We start from the raw sequence: 21048 nt of genomic DNA, 5'->3' as shown, positions 1-21048 counted from the left end.
GTCAGGAGTCGACGGTGCGCGACCGCGCCGCGCGGAGATGGGCGAGTCCGAGGCACGCGACGAGGAGCACCGCACTGAGCACGGTCAGCCCCACCGCGAGCGCGGTCTGCTCGATGACGAACATCTCGGTGTCGACCGTGCCGAGATCGAGCACGGTCCGGACGTCCTGCGGATCCCGGAACCACAGCGGCACCACCGCGAGCGCGAGCGTCGCCGACAGCAGCGCTCCCTCGAGGAGCAGTCCGCTCCGATGCGCGGAGAGCGGACCCAGGCCCGAGAAGCGGTGGACGAACGCGCGCCGGCGATCCTTCTCGACGAGCACCGCCGCCGCGACGAGGCCGGTGAGGAGGACGACGAGGCCACCGCTGATCAGACCGATCAGATTGATCGACAGCGTCCCGAGCGCCCGTCGGTACTGCTCGTTCGCCTGATAGGCGACCGGAGTGATCGAGGCCACCATGTCGGAGAGACCGAGCTGCTCCACTGCGGCGGGGACGGCGTCCGGAGCCGTGAAGACGACCGCACCCCGCGAGATCGCGGAGAAGAGCTCGGAGGGAGCGACGACGTCCATCGAGGGGACGATCACCAGGATCGGATCCTTCACCATGGTCTCCCGCTCGAAGACGTCCACGTCGAGGGTGCGGAACGTGAAGAGGGTCTGGCCCGTGGGAACGGTCTGCTCCTCGATCGGCAGGTCGACGGTCCCGGGCGACGGGACGGCCACTCCGGACTGGATCTCCTGCCAGGTCCGGACGTCCGCCATGACCTTCTGCCGGCGTTCGGCCGTGGTGCCGGCCGGTTCGAGAAGGGTGATGACGCCATCGGGGACGTCGGTGATCCGCGCGCCTCCGGCGCCGATGACGTCGACGCTCCGGAGGTACCCCTCATCGACGAGCAGCACGTTCCGCTCCTCGGTGAACGTCGGCTCGGCGAGGACCGCCTGCCCGAGCGACGCCTGCGACACGACCAGCTCGGCGAACGCCGGGATGGCGGCGCGGTACTCGCCCTCACCCGAGTAGCCGCTGATCCCGAGGACCACCGAGTCCTCGGCGGTGCTCCAGAACTCCCGGCTGCGCCCCTCGATCTCGGCGACGCGCGCGCTCTGCCCGAGCGCAGCGACGATGGCCAGGAGGACGAGCACGGCGGGAACCCGGACGGCGTAGACGCCGAGCAGGACCCACCACCCGTCGATCTCTCCCGTGATCTGGTCGACGAGCCGACGACCATCGGTCAGGGCGATCCCGACGACATGCGCTGCGACTGCGGCGAGCAGGAGGAGTCCGAGGAGGCGTGCGAACAGTGCCGAGATCGTCGGCAACTGCGCGAGTCCGTTCAGGGCGGTGAGGGCGAGAGCGACCGCGGTCAGGCCGAGGAGGGAGAGGCCGACGACCGGCACTGCGAGCGACCGCCACTCCCTGAGCAGGAGCCCCACGGGGCCCACCCCGTGCAGGCGCTGGATCCCGTGGGCTCGGCTCCGGAGGACCGTGCCCGCGCCGACCAGGACGAGGATCCCCAGAGCGGCCACGAGGAGTGAGCGCATCAGGTCGCCGTACTCGCGGTAGGTGTCGAGGTCGATGCCCGAGGCGTAGGGAGCGACGACACCCGACCACCCCGCATCCTCGATCACGGCGAGCACCGCCTCGGCATCGTCGCGTGCGCCCCCGATGAGATACGCACCCCGGGGATCGAGCGCGCCGAGCTCGAGGAGTGGTGCGACCGTGGTGGAGACCGACGTGTCGACGGCCGCGTACCCCCGTCGGAGCAGGTCGGCCGCCGCAGCGTCGCCCGCCACGTACAGGTGCCGGACGGCGGCCGGATCATCGGCGTCCTCGACGGATCGGACGATGTCGATCCTCTGGCTCGTCGCCAGCGCGTCGAGTTCGCTGTAGAGCTGAGCCGCAGGCATGCGCGGCTCGGCGTCGCCCGACACCCGGAGCTGCCAGCCGCCGTTCCAGACCGGTCCGCGGGCGTCGAAGGACCGGACGAACAGGAACGCGAACACCGCGGCGAGGACGACGGCCAGCACGTAGCCGACGACGACACTTCTGCTTCTCATGTGATGCTCCCCGGCAGGGGGAGGGACGGAGCAGCGCTCCGCCCCTCCGGCGGTTCAGGACTCAGCAGAGGGCGTAGTACGCGCGATCCACGACGTAGGGCCGTTCGGGCGCGCTGATCGACGCCATGACGTTCCGGCTCTTGCAGGCCGTGGCGTAGGTCGTCCCGTTGTAGACGGAGGCGCGATGGACCCGCGACCCGTGGTTGTAGGCCGACAGGACGGTGCCGTTGCTGACCCCGTAGGTCCACGTCCCTCCCTCCGGATACGACGTCGAGTAGGCGGCGACCGCCGCGGGGGCAGCCAGGATCGTGCCCGCGAGGGCGAGGGTGGCGAGGAAGGAGCGGCGCGAGCCGGGGGCGCGGGAGGACATGGTGGGACCCGTTTCTGATCTCGGAGGGCCGTCGCCGAGGCCGGCGATGCGGGCTGCGAGTGGAGCAGCGCGGGAACCGTACGCCCGGACCCAACCGAGTATGACCACGTCGAGGTGTGAACGGGACGATCGGACGCGGGATCGGGCCTGTGGAGGAGCCTCGGCCGTCAGCGCTCCCCCGCGGCCGCGAACCGCCGCGCCAGCACCCCGAACGCTGCAGCCAGCTCCGCCGGCTCCGCGTGGGTCATCTCGCCGCCGAACCGGCCGAACGACGCGGCGAGCGCCTCCCACGACCACGCGCCCAGCGAGAGCCTGCAGCGGTCGTCGCCGAGATCCTCGACCGCCCCGTCGTCGGCGTACGGCAGCACCTCGCGCGCGGGCAGCCGCAGCGTCACGGCCCCGCGACACGGCCATCCTCCGCCCACCTCGCCGCCTCTGAAGCGCGCGTCGAGGAAGGCCGCGACGGAGCCTCCGGGCAGCTCGCGCCGTGCGAAGCGAGCGCCGCGGGGCGTTCGCGGGACCAGCCGATCGGCGCGGAACACCCGCCAGTCGTCGCGCTCGAGATCCCAGCCCACCAGGTACCACCGACCATCCCGCGAGACGAGGTGGTGCGGCTCGACGCGGCGCGGCGCCTCCCCCTCGGCGTAGTCGAACCGCAGCACCTCCCGCGCGCGCACAGCCGCCGACAGGGCGACGAGCACCTCGGGCGCCACCGGCGGCGCCTCCTGGCCGATCGTCGTGAAGCGGAGCGCGTCGAGCCGATGCCGGAGCCGCTCGGGCAGCACCTGGCGCACGGCCGCCAGCGCCCGCCCCGCCGCCTCCTCGAGCCCGGCGACCGGCACGGACTGCAGGGCGACCGCGAGCGCCAGCGCCTGCTCGTCGTCGAAGAGCAGCGGAGGAAGCTCCGATCCGGCCTCGAGCCGGTACCCGCCGTCCGGGCCCTTGACCGCACGGATCCGGTAGCCCATCCCGCGCAGCCGGTCGATGTCGCGGCGCACCGTGCGCGGCGTGATCTCGAGACGCTCCGACAGCAGCTCCCCCGGCCACACGCGACGCAGCTGCAGGAGCGAGAGCAGCTGGAGCAGACGGGAGGAGGCCGAGGTCATGCGCCGATGCTAATCCGAGAAGAGGACCGAATACGTCCTCTTCTGCCGCGAGAGTCGGTGTCACCGGGAGGCGCTCCCGGCGACATCTCGAGGAGCAGACCATGACCATCACCACCACGACCCACCTCAACTTCCGCGGCCAGGCGCGCGAGGCGCTGACCTTCTACCAGTCCGTCTTCGGCGGACGACTCGACGCGCTCAGCTACTCCGACGCGCACACCGTGACCGCGCCCGAGGAGGCGGACCAGCTGATGTGGGGCCAGGTCGCCTCCGAGGCCGGCTTCCGCGTCATGGCCTACGACGTGCCGTCGCACACGCCCTACCAGCCGGGCACGATCCCCGTCTTCGTCTCGATCCGCGGAACCGACGCCGACGAGCTCCAGGGCTACTGGACGACGCTCGCCGACGGTGCCACGGTCGTCGTGCCGTTCGGGCCGGCCGCGTGGTCCCCGCTGTACGGCATGATCCGCGACCGCTTCGGCGTCACCTGGGTGATCGACCTCGAGACCTCCTGGGGCGAGTGAGAGAGGCGGGGAGGGGTCGCTCCCTCCCCGCCGGGATCGGATGTCCGACTCCGCCGCTACGCTGACCGCGCAGGCGGCCCACGCCGGCGGAGGAGGAGCGGCATGGCCACGGTGGACTCCGCGGGACGGCGCGCCCGGCTGATCGGGCTCCTCGAACGCGACGGCGCGATCCGCCTCGATGACGCGGCCGCCGAGCTCGACGTCTCGACCATGACCGTCCGCCGCGATCTGGCCGATCTGGAGGCGGAGGGCCGGCTCAGCCGGGTCCGCGGAGGAGCCGTCGCCGCCCTCCGCCCGCGCCCCTTCGCCGAACGCCTCGCCGCGGGAGCCGCCGCGAAGCGCGAGATCGCCCGCAAGGCCGTGGCCCTGGTGCCGAGCGCCGGTGCGATCGCGCTGGACGCCTCCTCGACCGCCGGCACGCTGCTCGGCGCCGCCCCCGAGTCGCCGGGGCTGCTGATCGCGACGAACTCGCTCGAGAACCACGGCACCGCGCGGGCGACGCGGGCGCGCGTGGTGCTCATCGGCGGCGAGCTCGAGGAGGAGACCGACAGCTTCGTCGGCCCTCTCGCCTGCGCGAGCGCCGCCGAGCTGCACTACGACCGCTTCTTCACCTCGGCCTCGGCGGTCTCGACCGAGGGCACCAGCGAGGTCACGCTGCAGGAGGCGCAGGTGAAGCGGGTGTTCGTGGCCGCGTCGAGCGAGACCGTGCTGCTCGTCGACTCGTCGAAGCTCGAGCGGTCGGCGCTCGCCCGGGCGCTCGACTGGGCGGCGATCAGCGTGATGGTCACCGAGCTCGAGCCGTCCGACGAGCGGCTCGAGCCGTTCCGTGGGCTGGTCGAGCTCCGGTGACGGCTGGAAGGCTGAATGCCCGAGAACGGCCTTTTCTCGTCGGTTCGTCGTCGTGAGCCTTCATTGTGCGGCTCCGAGCGATGAGACCCGCCCCGCCGACCGTTGACGCACCCGTGCTCGGCTGTTAGCTTCTGTGATAGTTAACACGTTCGTTCAGACAGACGGAGAAGTCATGGCCTCGACCGCCGCAGAGCTCATCGCCCGCTCGAACCGCCTCGGCGCCGATCCGAGGAACACGAACTACGCGGGGGGCAACACCTCGGCGAAGGGCGTCGAGACCGACCCCGTCACGGGCGAGCCCGTCGAGCTGATGTGGGTCAAGGGCTCGGGAGGCGACCTGGGCACCTTGACCGAGGCCGGTCTCGCCGTGCTGCGGCTCGACCGCCTCCGCGCGCTCGCGAACGTGTACCCGGGCCTCGACCGCGAGGACGAGATGGTCGCGGCCTTCGACTACACGTTGCACGGCAAGGGCGGAGCCGCGCCCTCCATCGACACCGCGATGCACGGGCTCGTCGACGCGGCGCACGTCGACCACCTGCACCCCGACTCCGGGATCGCCTTCGCGACCGCTGCCGAGGGCGAGCGGCTCACCGGCGAGGCCTTCGGCGGGCGCGTCGCCTGGGTCCCCTGGCGCCGCCCCGGATTCCAGCTCGGCCTCGACATCGCGGCCATCAAGGAGGCGAACCCCGAGGTCATCGGGGCGATCCTCGGCGGCCACGGCATCACCGCCTGGGGCGACACGAGCGAGGAGGCGGAGGCGAACTCGCTCGAGATCATCGCCGCCGCCGCCGCCTACATCGCCGAGCACGGCACTCCGGAGCCCTTCGGCCCCGCCCTCGACGGCTACGCCGCCCTCCCCGAGGAGGAGCGCCGCGCCAAGGCCGCCGCCCTCGCCGCTCACCTGCGCGCCGTCGCCTCGCACGACCGCCCGATGGTCGGCCACTTCACCGACGCCGCAGAGGTCCTCGACTTCCTCGCCAGCACCGAGCACCCCCGCCTCGCGGCTCTGGGCACCTCCTGCCCCGACCACTTCCTGCGGACGAAGGTGAAGCCGCTGCTGGTCGATCTGCCGGCGAGCGCCTCCGTCGACGAGATCCTCGAGCGCCTCCCCGCGCTGCACGAGGCGTACCGCGCCGACTACCAGGCCTACTACGACGCCCACGCGACGGCCGAGAGCCCGGCGATCCGCGGCGCCGATCCGCTCATCGTGCTGGTGCCGGGGGTGGGCATGTTCTCCTACGGCGCGAACAAGCAGACGGCCCGCGTCGCCGGCGAGTTCTACATCAACGCGATCAACGTGATGCGCGGCGCGGAGTCGATCTCGACCTACGCGCCGATCGACGAGGCCGAGAAGTTCCGCATCGAGTACTGGGCGCTCGAGGAGGCGAAGCTGCAGCGGATGCCGAAGGCCAAGCCGCTCGCGTCCCGCATCGCGCTCGTGACCGGAGCCGCCTCCGGGATCGGCAAGGCCATCGCGACCCGACTCGCCGCCGAGGGCGCCTGCGTCGTCGTCGCCGACCTCGACCTCGCCAAGGCGCAGGCGGCGGCGGCCGAGCTCGGCTCGACCGACGTGGCGATCGGAGTCGCGGCGAACGTCGCGGACGAGGCCGCCGTGCAGGCCGCGATCGACGCGACCGTGCTCGCGTTCGGCGGGCTCGACCTCGTCGTCAACAACGCCGGGCTCTCGCTCTCGAAGTCGCTCTTCGACACCACGGAGGCCGACTGGGACCTGCAGCACGACGTGATGGCCAAGGGCTCGTTCCTCGTCTCGAAGGCGGCGGCGCGCGTGCTCGTCGACCAGAAGCTGGGCGGCGACATCGTCTACATCTCGTCGAAGAACTCGGTGTTCGCCGGGCCCAACAACATCGCCTACTCGGCGACGAAGGCCGACCAGGCGCACCAGGTGCGCCTCCTCGCCGCCGAGCTCGGCGAGTTCGGCATCAAGGTCAACGGCATCAACCCCGACGGCGTGGTGCGCGGCTCCGGGATCTTCGCCTCCGGCTGGGGCGCGAACCGCGCCAAGACCTACGGCATCGAGGAGGAGGACCTCGGCAGGTTCTACGCCCAGCGCACGATCCTCAAGCGCGAGGTCGTCCCCGAGAACGTCGCGAACGCCGTGTTCGCGCTGTGCACCTCCGACTTCTCGCACACCACCGGCTTGCACGTGCCCGTGGATGCGGGCGTGGCTGCGGCCTTCCTGCGATGACATCGTCATCGCGGGAACGCCGCGGCCGCGCCCGAAAGGCGGCAGCCCTGACTCCGGAAGACCAGGGGACGCAACGGCGACCCTCACTGGGTCGCATCCCGGTCTCCAGGCACTCCCCGCGCCTGACCTCTCCCCACCCGGGAGTCCTGCGATGAAGGCCGTCGCCGCCGTCGACCTCGGCGCGACCAGCGGCCGGGTGATCCTCGGCTACGTCGGGCACGACGAGCTGCGGATGCGCCACGTCGCGCGGTTCCCGAACCAGCCGGTGCGGATCCACGAGGGCGACGCCTCCGGTCTGCACTGGAACATCCTCGAGCTCTACCGATCACTGACCGCGGGGCTCACCAACGCCCTCAAGGAGGAGCCGGGCGTCGTCTCGATCGGCGTCGACTCCTGGGCCGTCGACTACGCGCTGCTGCGCGGGGGGCGGATGCTCGGCACGCCCTACCACTACCGCGACGAGCGGAGCGCGCGCGGCGTCGCCGACGTGCACGCCCGCATCGACGCCGACGCGCTCTACCGGCGCAACGGCCTGCAGCATCTGCCGTTCAACACGCTCTTCCAGCTCGCGGCAGAGCGGGAGACGCTCGCGCTCGCCGACCGCGCCCTCCTCATCCCGGACCTCATCGGGTACTGGCTGACGGGGGTCGCCGCGACCGAGATCACGAACGCCTCCACCACCGGGCTGCTCGACCCGCTCACTCGCGCGTGGGACACGGAGCTCCTCACGCGCCTCTCCCTTCCGCACGAGATCCTCGCGCCGCTGATCGAGCCGGGCTCCGCGCTCGGCCCGCTCCTGCCCTCCGTCGCCGCCGAGCTCGGCGCGCCGCAGCGGCTCGGAGTGGTCGCCGTCGGCTCCCACGACACGGCCTCGGCCGTCGTCGCGGTGCCGTCCACCGACGACGACATCGCGTACATCTCGAGCGGAACCTGGTCGCTCGTCGGCGTCGAACTCGAGAAGCCGGTGGTCTCGCTGGAGGGTCGGGCCGCCAACTTCACCAACGAGGGCGGCGTCGACGGGCGTGTCCGATTCCTGAAGAACGTCTCGGGGCTCTGGCTGCTGTCGGAGTCGATCCGCACCTGGGAGAAGCAGACCGGCGAGAGCATAGAGCTCGCGGTGCTCCTCGCCGAGGCCGCCGCGATCCGCGGGCCGATCACGACCTTCGACGCGGCCGATGAGCGCTTCGTGGCGCCCGGCAACATCCCCGGGCGCATCGTCGAGTGGTGCGTCGAGCGCGGGCTCGCGCAGCCGCGCACCCGAGCCGAGTTCGTGCGCTCGATCCTCGAGTCGCTGGCGGAGGCGTACGCCACCGTGCTCGAGCAGGCCTCCGCGCTCTCGGGCAAGCGGATCGCGGCCGTGCACGTCGTCGGCGGCGGCTCGCAGAACGAGCTGCTCTGCCAGCTGACCGCCGACCGCACCGGCCTCCCGGTCCTCGCGGGTCCGGTCGAGGCGACGGCGATCGGCAACATCCTCGTGCAGGCGCGCGCGCAGGGGCTCGTGACGGGATCGCTGGAGTCGCTGCGGGCGCTGGTGCGCGCGGCGGTGCCTCCGGTGCGCTACCTGCCGCGGGGGCGCTGAGCCCGGTCCCTGCCTCCGGGCTCTTGCCAGGCGCACGCGCCTGCCGCTACGGTCGACGGAGCCGATCCACGAAAGGAGCCGACCATGCAGCACTTCGCGCACTTCACCACCGCCGGCTTCTCCGGCGCCCTCTCCGACTGACCGGTCGAGCCTCCCGCTCGTCACCGCTCAAACGGTGACGGCGCCGAAGAAGCTCCCGGCCGGGCGGTTCCGCCGCCCGGACCGTCGTCCCGTTCAGGACCCTCGGGTCCTCCGCGCCGCCTCGTCGGCGGTGCCGTAGCGCCGCCTCTCCGGCGGTGCCCCGGCGCGCCCGCAGCGCGCTCCTCGTCGCGCCCTCGTGGCGCTCTTCGGCGCGCCCGCGCGCACCTCAGAAGGACACATCGTGAACACCTCACTCGGGGCGACCGCACTCGCCCGACTCCCTCGACGCCGGACCCTCGGCCTCCTCGACCGTCTCGCCCTCCGCCTCGGAGTCGCACTGGTGGCCTGGAGTCGCCGCGACCGGCGCCTCCCCCTCACCCAGGCCGACGTCGCGGCTCTCCGCCGCGAGCGCGCCGACCTGCTCGACCGCGAACGGAGGCACCGCCTCCTGGGCATGCTCCGGTGATCCGGTAGCCGCCGGAACGCTCCGGCCGGCTTCAGGCCCGCGGGAAGCGGGGGTCGCGCTCGTAGTCGCGGCGGCGCAGCTCGAGCGCCGCCGCGACCTGCGGGGGTGCGTCATCGCCGAGCAGGAGGCGGAGGCGGTCGTCGCCCGACGCGACGTGCGCGAGGATCAGCGCGGCCGCCTCCTGAGCCGCCAGCCCCTCGCCGCCGTCGGCCTCGGGCCACGGCACGGTCGGCGAGCCGAACAGCTCCGTCCGCAGGTCGTCGTAGGCGGCGATCGGCGCGGCGAAGCGCATACTGCTGCCCGCCCAGTCCGTGTCGAGGGCGCCGGGCTCGACGATCGTCACGCGGATCCCGAAGCGGGCGACCTCGGCGGCCAGGGCCTCGCTGAACCCCTCGAGCCCCCACTTCGCGGCGTTGTAGAGGCCCAGCGTCGGCATCGTGCCGACCGCCCCGACCGTCGAGATCTGCACGAGGTGCCCGCTCCCCCGCCGGCGCATCACGGGCAGAGCCGCCTGGCACAGCCACAGCGGCCCGAGCAGATCGGCGTCGAGGATGCCGCGCGCCTCCTCCTCCGAGACCTCCTCGGCGGCCCCGATGAGCCCGTGGCCGGCGTTGTTCACCAGCACGTCGAGCCCGCCGAACGCCTCGACGGCACGGTCCACCGCCGCGACGGCTCCCGATCGGTCGCGGACGTCGAGCCGGTGCACGACGAGCCCGGGGTGCGGAGGCAGATCGTGCCCACCGCGCACCGTCGCGACGACGGTGTGCCCTGCCTCCAGGGCCGCCTCGGTGAGCGCCCGACCCAGCCCGCGGCCGGCGCCCGTGATCATCCACGTCTCAGTCATGCCAGCGACTCTAGCCCGAACTGGACGGACCGTCTCGTTTCAGCCGCTATCCTCGGAGCCATGGCGCGCCTGCGGACCCGGACCCTCGTGCACACGGCGGCGCTGGCCCTCGCCGAGAGCGGCGCCCTGTCGATGGAGGGCATCGCCGCGCGCGCGGGAGTGAGCAAGCAGACGCTCTACCGCACCTGGCCGTCGACCGGCGCGATCCTCTTCGACGCGCTGCTCGCTCACAGTCTCGACGCGGACGGGCGCGTCGTCGTCCCCGACACCGGTGATCTCGCGGCCGACCTCGAGCTGCTCCTCGTCGAGACGATCGCCGAGCTGACCGATCCGACCAGGGAGGCGCTCCTCCGCTCCCTCACCGCGGCGATCCAGACCGACGCCGCGCTCGCCGAGCAGTACCGCGAGCTCCTGCTCACGCCCCAGCTCGCCGCCGTCGCCGAGCGGCTGCGTCGCGGAGGCGTCGCCGAGGCGGACGAGGCGGCCGAGCTCCTCCTCGGCGCCGTCCTGCACCGGTGGCTCCTGCGCTCGCGGCCCTTCGAGCCGGGCTGGCCCGCCGCGCACGTCCGGCGCGTTCTGCGCGCCCTCTGACGCGTCGCGACGCCCAGACCGTCGAGACGCCCGTCGACCCTCCGAGAGTTGTCGTACTCGACCACCGAGTACGACAACTTCTGGAGGGTCACTGCAGGTAAGGCTCGCCTCACCTTGAGCGCGCCCACCGAGTTAGGTTAGGTTAACCTTCGCAACCCCGTCCCCCTCCGAAGGATCGTCAGTGCCCTCCTCCCGCACCCCCCTCCGCCTGTCCGCCGTCGCCTCGCTCGGCCTGACCGCGCTGCTGCTCACCGCCTGCTCCGGAGGAGCCGACGCGGGCGCGTCCGACGATGCGACGTCCGGTTCCGGAGCGGGCGCCGGCTTCCCCGTCAGCGTCGAGCACGCCTTCGGCGAGACCACCGTCGAGTCGGCCGATCGCGTCGTCGCGATCAGCTGGACGAACCAGGACGTCGCCCTCGCGCTCGGCGTGACCCCGGTCGGCTTCACCCGCGCCTCCTACGGCGACGAGGACGGCGACGGACTCCTCGCCTGGACCAAGGACGCGCTCGATGCGGCCGGCGACGAGACTCCGACGCTCTTCGACGAGACCGACGGCATCCCCTATGAGGCGATCTCCGATCTCACGCCCTCCGTGATCCTCGGCGCCTACTCCGGCATGACGCAGGAGGACTACGACACCCTGTCGCAGATCGCGCCGACCGTCGCCTACCCGGGCCTGGCCTGGGGCACGACCTGGCAGGACTCGGCGAAGCTCGACGGCGCCGCGCTCGGCCTCGAGGACGAGGCGGAGGCGAAGGTCGCCGACGTCGAGTCCGACATCGACGCCGCGGTCGCCGAGCACCCCTCGCTCGCCGGCAAGACCTTCACCTACGGCTGGTACGACCCCACCGACGCCAGCTCGTTCACCTACTACACGGCCAACGACGCGCGCGTGAAGTTCGTCGAGGACCTGGGCCTCGAGCTCGCGCCGAGCGTCGTCGACCTCACCGGCGACTCCGAGGCGTTCAGCGGCACCCTCAGCTCCGAGACGGCCGACCAGCTCGACGCCGACGTGCTCATCGTCTACGGCGACGACACCACCCTCGCCGCGCTGCAGGCCGACCCGCTGCTCTCGAAGATCCCCGCCGTCGAGCGCGGATCGGTCTACGTGCTGACCGACGACTCCTCCGAGGCGATGGCGACCTCGTCGCCCAACCTGCTCAGCATCCCGTGGGTGCTCGAGGAGTACACCGCGGGCCTCGCCGCCGCCGCCGACAAGGTGTCGTGAGCGCCGGCTCCTCCACGCCCCTCCGGCGCCCCGCCACCGACGACACTCGCGGGCGGGGCGCCGGTCGCACGAGAACCGTCGCGCTCGTCGCGGCCCTCGCGGCGCTGGTCGTCGCCTGCGTCCTCTCGCTCGTCTACGGCTCTCGCGAGATCCCGTTCGGCGAGATCTGGCCGGCGCTGACCGCACCCGATCCCGACTCGATCGCCGACGCGGCGGTGCAGGGCCGCATCCCTCGCACGGTGCTCGCGCTGCTCGTGGGCGCCTCCCTCGGGCTGGCCGGCGCGGTGATGCAGGGGATGACGCGGAACCCGCTCGCCGACCCCGGGATCCTCGGGCTGAACGCCGGGGCGTCTCTCGCGGTCGTCCTGGGCATCTCGACGATCGGCGCGACGAGCCTGCCGCAGTTCATCTGGCTGGCCTTCGTCGGAGCGGCCGCCGCCGGCGCGTTCGTGTACGCGGTCGCCTCGCTCGGCCGCGAGGGCGCGACCCCGCTCAAGCTCGCCCTCGCGGGCGCCGCCACGGCCGCCGCGCTGACCTCGCTCCTCACCGCCGTCCTGCTCACGCAGGACGAGACGCTCAACCGCTTCCGCTTCTGGCAGGTCGGCGGAGTCGGCGGCGCCGAGACCACGGGCATCCTCCAGGTGCTCCCGTTCCTCGCCGTCGGTGCGGCGCTCGCGCTCGGCAGCGCCCGAGGCCTCGACGCCCTCGCGCTCGGCGACGATCTCGCGATCGGACTCGGGTGCCGAGTGGGACGGATCCGCCTGGTCGCGGGTGTCGCCGCGGTGCTGCTGTGCGGCGCCGCCACCGCGATCGCCGGCCCGATCGGCTTCATCGGCCTGATCGTCCCCCACCTCGCGCGCCGCGTCACGGGGCCCTCGCACGCCTGGCTGCTCCCCTTCTCGGCGCTGCTCGGCGCGCTGCTCCTGCTCGTCGCCGACGTCCTCGGGCGCGTCGTGGCCCGGCCGAGCGACGTCGAGGTCGGCATCGTCACCGCCCTGATCGGCGCCCCCGTGCTGATCGCGATCGTGCGCCGCTCGAAGGTGCGGGCCCTGTGAGCGCCGCCACGTCGCTCCGCTCTCCCGGGATCGCCTCTCCCGGGATCGTCGCCGGGCGCCGGCGCCGGAGGCGCCGCACCGTGATCGGCTGCGCGGTGCTCTCCCTGCTCGCGATCGCCCTGGTGACCGTGGCGCTGACGGTGGGCAACACGGTCTACTCGCCGGTCGACGTCGTCCGGGTGATGCTCGGCGAGACCGTGCCGGGCGCCTCCTTCACCGTCGGCACCCTGCGGCTGCCGCGCACGATCACCGCCGTCCTGGTCGGGCTCGGCTTCGGCATGGGCGGCGTGATCTTCCAGACGATGCTCCGCAACGCCCTCGCCAGCCCCGACATCATCGGCATCACCTCGGGTGCGAGCGCCGCCGCGGTCGTCGCCATCGCGTTCTTCGGGCTCTCGGGCACCTCGGTCTCGGTGATCGCGGTCGCGGCGGGTCTCGCGACGGCGCTGCTGATCGCCTCCCTCGCCGACGGCGGAGGAGTCGTGGGTGCACGGCTGATCCTGATCGGGATCGGGGTGGGCGCGATGTTCCAGAGCGTCATCGCGTTCGTGCAGACGCGCGCCGACTTCGAGGACGTGCAGGAGTCGCTGCGCTGGCTGACCGGAAGCCTCAACTCGGCGCTGTGGGACGGGGTGCCGCCGCTCGCGGCCTCGATGCTCGTGCTCGTGCCTCTCGCGCTGCTGCTCGCGGGCCGGCTGTCGGTGCTGCAGCTCGGCGACGAGTCGGCGACGGCGCTCGGTCTCGACGTGCGCCGGAGCCGCCTGGCGCTGCTCGCGGTCGCGGTCGGCCTGGTCGCCGTGGCGACGGCCGCCACCGGTCCGATCGCGTTCGTCGCCTTCGTCTCGGGTCCGATCGCCCGGCGCATCGTGCCGGACGCGCGATCGCTGCTGGTCCCCTCCGCCCTCGTCGGCGTGGTCGTCGTGCTCGCCGCCGACCTGGTCGCCCAGAACGTCGCGGGGCTGGTCTTCAGCGGCGCCCGCTTCCCGGTCGGAGTGGTCACGGGCGCCATCGGCGCACCGTTCCTGCTCTGGCTCCTCGCCCGCCGCAACCGCACCGGAGGCTCCCTGTGACCCCGACAGCACCCCGCTCGCTCTCCGTCGACGGCGTGACCCTCGCCTACGACGACCGGGTGGTCGTCGACGGTCTCTCGCTCGCGGTGCCGACGGGAGGTATCAGCGTGATCGTCGGCGCGAACGCGTGCGGCAAGTCGACGCTGCTGCGGGCGATGGCGCGGCTGATCACGCCGCGCGAGGGAGCGGTGCTGCTCGACGGGCAGGCGATCCACCGCCTCCCGACCCGGCAGGTCGCCCAGCAGGTCGGGCTGCTGCCCCAGACGCCGATCGCTCCGGAGGGGATCGCCGTCTCGGACCTCGTCGCCCGCGGCCGGTACCCGCACCGCGGCTGGTTCGGCCGCGGCGCCTCCGCCGACGACGACGCCGTGGTCGAGGACGCCCTGCGCGCGACGGGCACGCTCGAGATCGCGGACCGCCCGGTCGACGAGCTCTCGGGCGGGCAGCGGCAGCGGGTCTGGATCGCGATGGCGCTGGCGCAGCGCACCGATGTGCTGCTGCTCGACGAGCCGACCACCTATCTCGACGTGTCGCACCAGATCGAGGTGCTCGACCTGCTGACCGACCTCAACCGGGAGCGCGGCACGACGATCGTGATCGTGCTGCACGACCTGAACCTCGCCGCGCGCTACGCCGACCACCTGTTCGCGGTGCGCGCGGGCGCGCTCTACGCCTCCGGGACCCCCGCCGAGGTCGTCACGGCCGACACGGTGCGCGCCGTCTTCGGGATGGAGTCTCGGGTGATCGAGGACCCGGTGTCGCGGACGCCGCTTGTGCTGCCGATCGGGCGGCACCACTCGGGCTGAGGGGCGCGCTCCCTCCCGCGCCCGGGGCGGTCAGGATCGGGCGGGCGATCACCGCACGTGCGCGCGGAGAGCTCTGATGCTCGGCACCTCGATCCGCCCTCGGGCGAGTGCGACGACTCCGGCTCCGGCCATGCGACCGAGCACCTGATTCACCGTCGGCCGCGTCACCCCCGTGAGCCCCGCGACGTCACCCTGCGTCAGAGGCACGACCGCCGTGTCAGACCCCTCCGCCGCGAAGACCTCGGCCAGGTGCAGGACCCGTCGTGAGCACCGGCGATCAGCGGTCTCGAACACCGCCTGCGCGAGCAGCTCGCTGAGATCGACGACGCGTCGGGCCAGCGCATCGACGAGTGCGCGATCGACGGCGGGGTGCGCGGCGCGCATCTCGGTGAAGTCCCGCTCGCTGAGGACGGACGTCACCGTCGGCCCCAGCGCCTCCACGCTCGCCGTGCGGCCACGAGCGGGATCGAGCACCGAGAGCTCGCCGAAGCTCTCGCCGGCGCCGAGCACGGCCACGGTGACGGAGTCGCCGTACGCGGTGCCGACCTTCACCCCGACATGACCCGACCGGATGTAGTAGATGCCGCCTCCAGGGTCTCCCTGGAACACGATCGTGTCGCCGTGGCGCCACTCGCGGCGGACCATCCGGCTCTGCAGCGTCTGCAGCACGTCGGCCGGCAGCGTCTCGAGCACGATCCGCATCGATCTCTCCCTCTGCGCGCGGTCTCGCCGACGCGTGCCTGAATCCTGACCGCCGCTCCGAGCATGCACAAGAGAGGCCCGGCCGGCGCCGGTCGACGGCGCCCTCGCGGCCGGGTCGGGGAGTCGACTCCTCCTGTGTCAGCGGGCGAACACTCCGCAGGGCCGGCCCGGCGGATTCTTGTCCCACGCCGCAGAACCGGCCCCCAACACCCCAGAGGAGTCATCATGAACACCACGCCCCGCACCCGCCTCACCGTCCTCGCCGCCGCCGCCCTCGGCCTCACGGCCACCGTCGGACTCGCCACTCCCGCCGCCGCCGCCGACGGCGCTCCGGCTCTCGGAGCAGTGGAGGACTCGCTCGTCCACGTGCTCACCACCTACTCGGGCTACGTCGCTTACCCCACGGAGGAGGGCGGCTGGGAGTGGTCGGACCAGGTCTCGGTCTCGGCGACCTGCACCGGCTGGTTCGCCAGCGCCGAGGGGCACATCGCCACCGCCGGCCACTGCGTCGACCCGGACTCGAGCATCAGGGAGGCCCTCATCTCCTCCTTCCTCGAGGACGTGGGCGCCGAGGAGCTGCTCGACGAGGCCGTCGCCTCGTGGACCGTCGAAGGCTACGAGGACGGCAGCGACGTCGACCGCGTCGTCGAGGTCGTCCAGCCCGACGGAGTGGAGGACGCCGTGCTCGACGAGCTCACCGTCGCCCAGGTGGTCGACTTCGAGTCCTTCGAGGACGGAGACGCGGCGCTCCTCAAGGTCGCCGGAGTGACGGACGCGACGCCGCTCGCTCTGTCGGGAGGAGAGGCCGAGGTCGGTGACACCATCACCTCGATCGGCTTCCCGGCGTCCGTGCAGAACGTGGTCGACTCCCAGCGCCTGTCCGCCTCCTTCAAGACCGGAACCGTCTCGAGTCGGCAGGTCACCGACGGGGGCGTCCCGATCATCGAGATCAACGCGCAGGTCAGCGCCGGGATGTCGGGCGGTCCGACGGTCGACGAGACCGGCGCCGTCGTCGGCATCAACAGCTTCGGGATCACCGGCGAGTCGCAGAGCTTCAACTTCGTCACCGACACCGACGGCCTCGCCTCGTTCCTCGAGCAGCACGGAGTGGACCCGATCGTCGGCTCCGACGACTCCGTGACCGGCACCGCCCTCGAGGCGGGATCCGGGAGCGACGCCGAAGGGACCGCAGCGGTCTCCGGTGACGACGCGGCCGTCCCCGCCGCGGACACCGCCGACCGCGCCGAGACCGGCACCTCCCGCACCGACACGCAGGGCTCGGAGACGGGGTCCGCGACCGTCCTGATCGCCCTGCTCTCGGGCCTCCTGGCCCTCGGCACCGCGGGAGTCGCGACCCTCCTGGTCCTGTTCCGCCGCAACCTCCGCCGCACCGCGCAGCAGCCGGCGGCCGCGACCGCCTCGGCCTGGGCCGCGCCTCAGGCGGAGGAGATCCGGACGAGCCCCGCGGCTCCCGTCCGCTGAACCGAACACACGAAGGAGCGCGTCGTCCCCTCTCGGGACGGCGCGCTCCTTCGTGTGCCCCGTCGGGCGACGTGCGGTTCGGCGGGTCGGCCCCGGCGGGCGATGTGCTGTGTCGGCGACCCGACACAGCGGCCGTGCAGACCACGACATCGGCCGGAGAGGCTCGCCGAGAGACTGCTCTCACCACCGGATACCCGGTGGGATCCCCTCCTCCGAAAGGCCACCTGATGTCCGCCACCGCGCTCGTCCGTCCCCCGATCCTCGACTCCTCGAACGAGGCCTCCGCACCGGGAGCCGAGCCCTCCCACCGCCCTCGCCGCGGAGCCCGCCGTGCCGTTCTGCTCGCACTCCTCTCCCTCCTGGTCACGTCGGCCGTCGCCTTCGGCGGCGCCGGAGCAGCGCAGGCGTACTCGTTCCCGACCCCGGTCGGGCCCGTCGGCGGCATCGCGGTCGGCACCACCTACATCAACAAGAGCCCGGTGGGCCCTGGTGGCCCGAAGACGATCTACGGACCGCCCGTCAGCGTCACTCGCAGCGCCTCGGTGCGGGCGAACACCCTGCAGAAGGTCATCATCACCTGGCAGGTCCAGACCTGGGAGAACGGCCGCTGGGTCAACTACGCGACCGACTCGCGCTCGAGCGAGGTCTGGCTCCAGGCGGGTCAGACGCAGGTCACGGCGTACCCCGGGCTGATGGGCAACTTCTCGGGCAACTACTACCGCGTCGCCGGGACCGTCGAGTGGTACGACTCCTCGAGCTTCACGATGACCGGGTACCGGCACTTCCTGCCGACAGCGGCCTCTGAGAACGTGTGCACCGTCTCGAACTGCATCGCCTACAACGGCTACGTCTGGTTCGGATGAGCCGCAGCCGGCTCCCCTCGAGTCCCGTCCCCGTCCGCGGGGGCGGGACTCGTCGCCGTCGGCCCGCCGCTCCAGCCCACCGGCGCCGCCACCCGGATCATCGCGACCGGGTCGGCCACTCCCTTCAACTCGACCGCCTCGACGTCACCGCCGACAGCGCCCTCCGCCACCGCGACCGAGAGCACCACCTCCCCCGCCCGTGCCGTCCCGCAGAGCCGCGAGCCGACGTTCACCGGATCGCCGATGACCGCGTACTGGCGGCGGCGGACCGGCCCCACGTGCGCGGCGACGACCTCGCCGACGTGGACGCCGACCCCGAAGCGCACCTCCGGCAGTCCGGCTGCCGCGAGCTCCCGTTCGAGCTCGCCCGCGCGAGCCTGCAGAGCCAGACCGCAGGCCCTCGCGGCTGAAGCCGGGTCGTCCAGCGGATCCGGGGCGCCGAACACCGCGAAGACCTCGTCCCCGACGAACTGCATCACCGTGCCGCGGTGCTCGAAGACGACGGCGCAGGCGAAGTCGTAGTACCGGTCGAGGATCTCGCGCACCTGCCCCGGTCGCAGGGACGCGGCCAGCGGAGTGAATCCCCGCAGATCGCAGAAGACGAGTCCGACCCGCACGCGCTCGCCGTCTGCGGCCTCCCGCGCGCGACCCGTGCGCAGCAGATGCTCCGCGACGCTCTCGGGCACGTAGCGCGTGAACAGGTCGATCGTGCGGCGGCGCTCCCGCTGCTCGACCAGCAGCCGGACGACCACTGCGAGGACGGTCGAGCCGACGAGCGCGACCGGGACGCGGACGGTGTCGGCGAGCAGCCCGAGCGTCCCGAAGACCACGACCGCGGCGACGAGGTAGAGGGCCGGCACTCCGACGGCGGCGACCGCGACCCACCGGAGCCTCAGCGTGAGGGCGGCCCGAGCGAGGCCGGACGACAGCACCAGGACGAGGAGGGCCGACCACCAGGGTGCCACCGGCAGCACCCATCCGCTCGACAGGATCGTCGACGCGACCTGCGCCTGCACGACGACCCCCGGCGTCGTCGCCCCCGGCCTCAGAGGGGTGACGTGCCGATCGCCGAGCGCGACGGCCGTCGCTCCCACGAACACGACCGCGCCGTCGAGGACGGCCGGATCGATGGAGCCGTCGAGCAGGTCGGCTGCCGAGACGATGCTCGGGCCGCGCGGCTCGAGACCGGCCGACCAGTGGACCCGGACGGCGGCGTCACCCTCCGTGGGCACGGAGAGGCCACCGACCTGCACCATCCCCGGGCGGACGTAGAGCTGATCCACCGCGCCGTCGGCGAGATCCGCGACCCGGAGCGCGAGCGAGCCCGCGAAGTCCTCGCCCGCCGGCGCGACCACCAGGGGGACGGTGCGGGTCACTCCGTCGGTGTCGGCCGTGATCACGGCGTGCCCCACCGCCCGTGCTGCGCTCGAGATCTCGGGCCCCGGCGCCACCGCACCCGAGACCGACAGCAGACCGCGGTCGGTGCGCACGGCGCTCGAGTACCCCTCGGCGACGACCGTCGGCACCCGCGACAGCGCGCGCGCGAGGGAGTCGTCGTCACCGGCGTCCCCGGGCAGCAGCACGTCGTAGCCGATGACCGCCGCTCCGGCGTCCGCCACCGCGTCGACCAGCTCGCCCTGCGCCTGCCGAGACCACGGCCACTCCCCCACCTCGGCCACGGAGTCGTCGTCGACCGCGACGATCACCACCCGCCGATCGGCGGACCCGTCGGGCCACAGCAGGTCGCTCGCGTGCGCAGCGGTCTGCGCGCCGACGCCGCTCCACGCCGCGCCCGCGAAGACGAGCGTCGTAGCGCCGGCGATGAGGACGCTGGTCAGTGCCGGTCTGATGCGATCACCCGTCTGTGCGGGTCACGGTGACGGAGTAGGTGGCGGAGGTGTGCGGCTGCACGGCTTCGCAGGCCGGGTCCGGGGGGACCTTCTCATCGAGCAGCACGGTCCTGGTCCCCGTCAGCTGTGTGACGGTCGGCACCCCGTCGATGTCCGAGACGGTCGAGGGGGTGAGCGTGGTCGTGGTGGTGAGGTCGAAACCGTAGTCCGTGCGGAGGTCGAACGGCGGCTCGACGTCGTAGCAGGCGGCCGGCTCCTCGGCTCCCCAGGTCAGCCCGCCCCCGGACACGTCCATGACGAACGGCGCACCGCCGGAGGAGACCACGCTGACGGCGCACGAGGAGCCGGAGCACTCCCCGGGATCGACGGTCCAGTCCCTCTCGAGGACGTCGCCGACGGTGTAGGCGCTGATGTCGCTCGCGACGACGGTGTAGACGGCGTGCCACGTCCCCGCGGTGCTCGCCTGCCAGTCCTCGATGCCGGCCGCGCTCGCGATCGTGGACAGGTCGACCTCGTCGAGCTCGAGGTTCCTCATGATCCACTCGTCCGCCTGGATCAGGTCGACGGGGAACGGAGTGGTCTGCTCGCCCGGCACGGTCAGGCGTTCGAAGGCGTTCACGGTGACGGTCGTGCCGTCCTCGAGCTCGACCTCCACCTCGCCCTCCAGGACGGTGAAGGTGCACTCGGTCGCGGAGGTGCACACGACCGCGAAGACGGTGCCTCTGACGGAGGCGGTGCCGACGGGCGTCTCCACCTCGTAGGTCGCGTCCTCGGCGGCGAGCTCCTTCACCCGGTGCCAGGTCTCCGCGATCTCGAGACCGGTGACGGTCCGCTGCGCTTCGGCCGTGGACAGCTCGACGACCCTCAGCTCCGAGGAGGGACCGACGCGTGTGTAGGAGCCGTCGGCGAACGTCACCTCCGACAGCCCGGCACTGTCCGTCGTCACGACGTCCCCGACGGCGACGGGTGCCGTGGACGCCACAGGCTCCGGGTCTCCGGACGTCGGCTGGATCGCGACGCTCGTCTCGAGGGACGACGCGTCCGCCGTCGGGCCCGACGTGCATCCCGCGAGGAGCAGGACGACGACGACGGCGAGTGCTGTCTTCACGGTGGAGGTGCGCACGGCGACGGCTTCCTCTTCTCCGGCGGACGAGTGCGCGCACCGACGGGCGAGTGCGCGCAGCAAGGACGACGGCGACCGGAGTGGACGTCGACCGGAGCTCCAGCACCGGGGACGACGTCCGGATCGGCGCACCCCTG

19 protein-coding genes are annotated in these 21048 nt (G+C 72.7%); 12 read left to right on the top strand and 7 right to left on the bottom strand.

The genetic code is table 11. The features are described 5' to 3' along the window. Position 1: 1 nt before the first annotated feature. From B9Y99_RS10055 to B9Y99_RS10045, 3 genes are all read right to left on the bottom strand, one after another. Positions 2-2056 (bottom strand): hypothetical protein, encoded by a 2055-nt coding sequence (locus tag B9Y99_RS10055; protein WP_085476485.1) that lies wholly within the window; start codon positions 2054-2056, stop codon positions 2-4. A 61-nt stretch (positions 2057-2117) separates the two neighbouring features. Further along, positions 2118-2426 (bottom strand): lactococcin 972 family bacteriocin, encoded by a 309-nt coding sequence (locus B9Y99_RS10050; RefSeq protein WP_085476484.1) that lies wholly within the window; start codon positions 2424-2426, stop codon positions 2118-2120. Positions 2427-2593: 167 nt separating this feature from the next. Then, positions 2594-3532, bottom strand: coding sequence for a helix-turn-helix transcriptional regulator (locus tag B9Y99_RS10045; RefSeq protein ID WP_085476483.1), 939 nt, complete (start codon positions 3530-3532; stop codon positions 2594-2596). 101 nt (positions 3533-3633) lie between these two features. Here B9Y99_RS10045 and B9Y99_RS10040 point away from each other — a divergent pair, with 101 nt between their 5' ends. The 5 genes from B9Y99_RS10040 to B9Y99_RS10020 all read left to right on the top strand — a co-directional run bounded on the left by B9Y99_RS10040 (position 3634) and on the right by B9Y99_RS10020 (position 9297). After that, complete coding sequence (locus B9Y99_RS10040; protein ID WP_085476482.1) at positions 3634-4056, top strand: VOC family protein; 423 nt, start codon at positions 3634-3636, stop codon at positions 4054-4056. A 102-nt stretch (positions 4057-4158) separates the two neighbouring features. After that, positions 4159-4905: a DeoR/GlpR family DNA-binding transcription regulator gene (locus B9Y99_RS10035; RefSeq protein ID WP_085476481.1), complete on the top strand. Its 747-nt coding sequence runs from the start codon at positions 4159-4161 to the stop codon at positions 4903-4905. Positions 4906-5077: 172 nt separating this feature from the next. After that, entirely contained in the window at positions 5078-7111 is a 2034-nt protein-coding gene (locus B9Y99_RS10030) for a bifunctional rhamnulose-1-phosphate aldolase/short-chain dehydrogenase (RefSeq protein WP_085476480.1), read from the top strand. A 151-nt stretch (positions 7112-7262) separates the two neighbouring features. Next, positions 7263-8690 carry a rhamnulokinase gene (locus tag B9Y99_RS10025; RefSeq protein ID WP_085476479.1) on the top strand — a complete coding sequence of 476 codons (1428 nt, stop codon included), beginning with the start codon at positions 7263-7265 and terminating at the stop codon, positions 8688-8690. Between the two features lie 382 nt (positions 8691-9072). Further along, complete coding sequence (locus tag B9Y99_RS10020) at positions 9073-9297, top strand: hypothetical protein (protein WP_085476478.1); 225 nt, start codon at positions 9073-9075, stop codon at positions 9295-9297. A 31-nt stretch (positions 9298-9328) separates the two neighbouring features. Here the strand turns inward: B9Y99_RS10020 and B9Y99_RS10015 are convergent, their stop codons facing one another. Further along, positions 9329-10141 (bottom strand): SDR family NAD(P)-dependent oxidoreductase, encoded by an 813-nt coding sequence (locus B9Y99_RS10015; protein WP_165759586.1) that lies wholly within the window; start codon positions 10139-10141, stop codon positions 9329-9331. Positions 10142-10201: 60 nt separating this feature from the next. Between B9Y99_RS10015 and B9Y99_RS10010 the strand changes: the two genes are divergently transcribed. From B9Y99_RS10010 to B9Y99_RS09990, 5 genes are all read left to right on the top strand, one after another. Further along, positions 10202-10732 (top strand): TetR/AcrR family transcriptional regulator, encoded by a 531-nt coding sequence (locus B9Y99_RS10010; RefSeq protein ID WP_085476477.1) that lies wholly within the window; start codon positions 10202-10204, stop codon positions 10730-10732. Between the two features lie 181 nt (positions 10733-10913). Further along, entirely contained in the window at positions 10914-11960 is a 1047-nt protein-coding gene (locus B9Y99_RS10005; RefSeq protein ID WP_085476476.1) for an iron-siderophore ABC transporter substrate-binding protein, read from the top strand. Beyond that, positions 11957-13015 (top strand): FecCD family ABC transporter permease, encoded by a 1059-nt coding sequence (locus B9Y99_RS10000; RefSeq protein ID WP_085476475.1) that lies wholly within the window; start codon positions 11957-11959, stop codon positions 13013-13015. The genes B9Y99_RS10005 and B9Y99_RS10000 overlap by 4 nt, the downstream gene beginning before the upstream one ends. After that, complete coding sequence (locus B9Y99_RS09995; protein WP_085476474.1) at positions 13012-14085, top strand: FecCD family ABC transporter permease; 1074 nt, start codon at positions 13012-13014, stop codon at positions 14083-14085. Before B9Y99_RS10000 ends, B9Y99_RS09995 begins: the two co-directional genes overlap by 4 nt. After that, positions 14082-14891, top strand: a complete 810-nt coding sequence (locus tag B9Y99_RS09990) for an ABC transporter ATP-binding protein (RefSeq protein ID WP_085476473.1) — start codon at positions 14082-14084, stop codon at positions 14889-14891. Before B9Y99_RS09995 ends, B9Y99_RS09990 begins: the two co-directional genes overlap by 4 nt. 48 nt (positions 14892-14939) lie before the next feature. Here B9Y99_RS09990 and B9Y99_RS09985 read toward each other — a convergent pair whose 3' ends face one another. Continuing rightward, positions 14940-15593, bottom strand: coding sequence for a Crp/Fnr family transcriptional regulator (locus B9Y99_RS09985; protein ID WP_085476472.1), 654 nt, complete (start codon positions 15591-15593; stop codon positions 14940-14942). A 225-nt stretch (positions 15594-15818) separates the two neighbouring features. Between B9Y99_RS09985 and B9Y99_RS09980 the strand changes: the two genes are divergently transcribed. Further along, positions 15819-17075, top strand: a complete 1257-nt coding sequence (locus tag B9Y99_RS09980; protein ID WP_165759585.1) for a S1 family peptidase — start codon at positions 15819-15821, stop codon at positions 17073-17075. Between the two features lie 227 nt (positions 17076-17302). Further along, positions 17303-17938 carry a hypothetical protein gene (locus tag B9Y99_RS09975; protein WP_085476470.1) on the top strand — a complete coding sequence of 212 codons (636 nt, stop codon included), beginning with the start codon at positions 17303-17305 and terminating at the stop codon, positions 17936-17938. Here the strand turns inward: B9Y99_RS09975 and B9Y99_RS09970 are convergent. Both B9Y99_RS09970 and B9Y99_RS09965 read right to left on the bottom strand, forming a co-directional pair. Beyond that, positions 17920-19761 carry a CHASE2 domain-containing protein gene (locus B9Y99_RS09970; RefSeq protein ID WP_342097155.1) on the bottom strand — a complete coding sequence of 614 codons (1842 nt, stop codon included), beginning with the start codon at positions 19759-19761 and terminating at the stop codon, positions 17920-17922. The two genes, B9Y99_RS09975 and B9Y99_RS09970, sit on opposite strands and share 19 nt — an antisense overlap. Positions 19762-19792: 31 nt before the next feature. Next, the gene (locus B9Y99_RS09965; protein ID WP_165759584.1) at positions 19793-20911 is read right to left on the bottom strand and encodes a FecR domain-containing protein; all 1119 of its coding nucleotides are present in this window, start codon (positions 20909-20911) and stop codon (positions 19793-19795) included. Between the last annotated feature and the right edge of the window lie 137 nt (positions 20912-21048).

The organism is Rathayibacter oskolensis (assembly GCF_900177245.1).
Taxonomy (GTDB): Bacteria; Actinomycetota; Actinomycetes; order Actinomycetales; family Microbacteriaceae; genus Rathayibacter; species Rathayibacter oskolensis.
The sequence above is the reverse complement of the archived record's forward strand: the minus strand, read 5'-3'. Positions and strand labels throughout refer to the sequence as shown.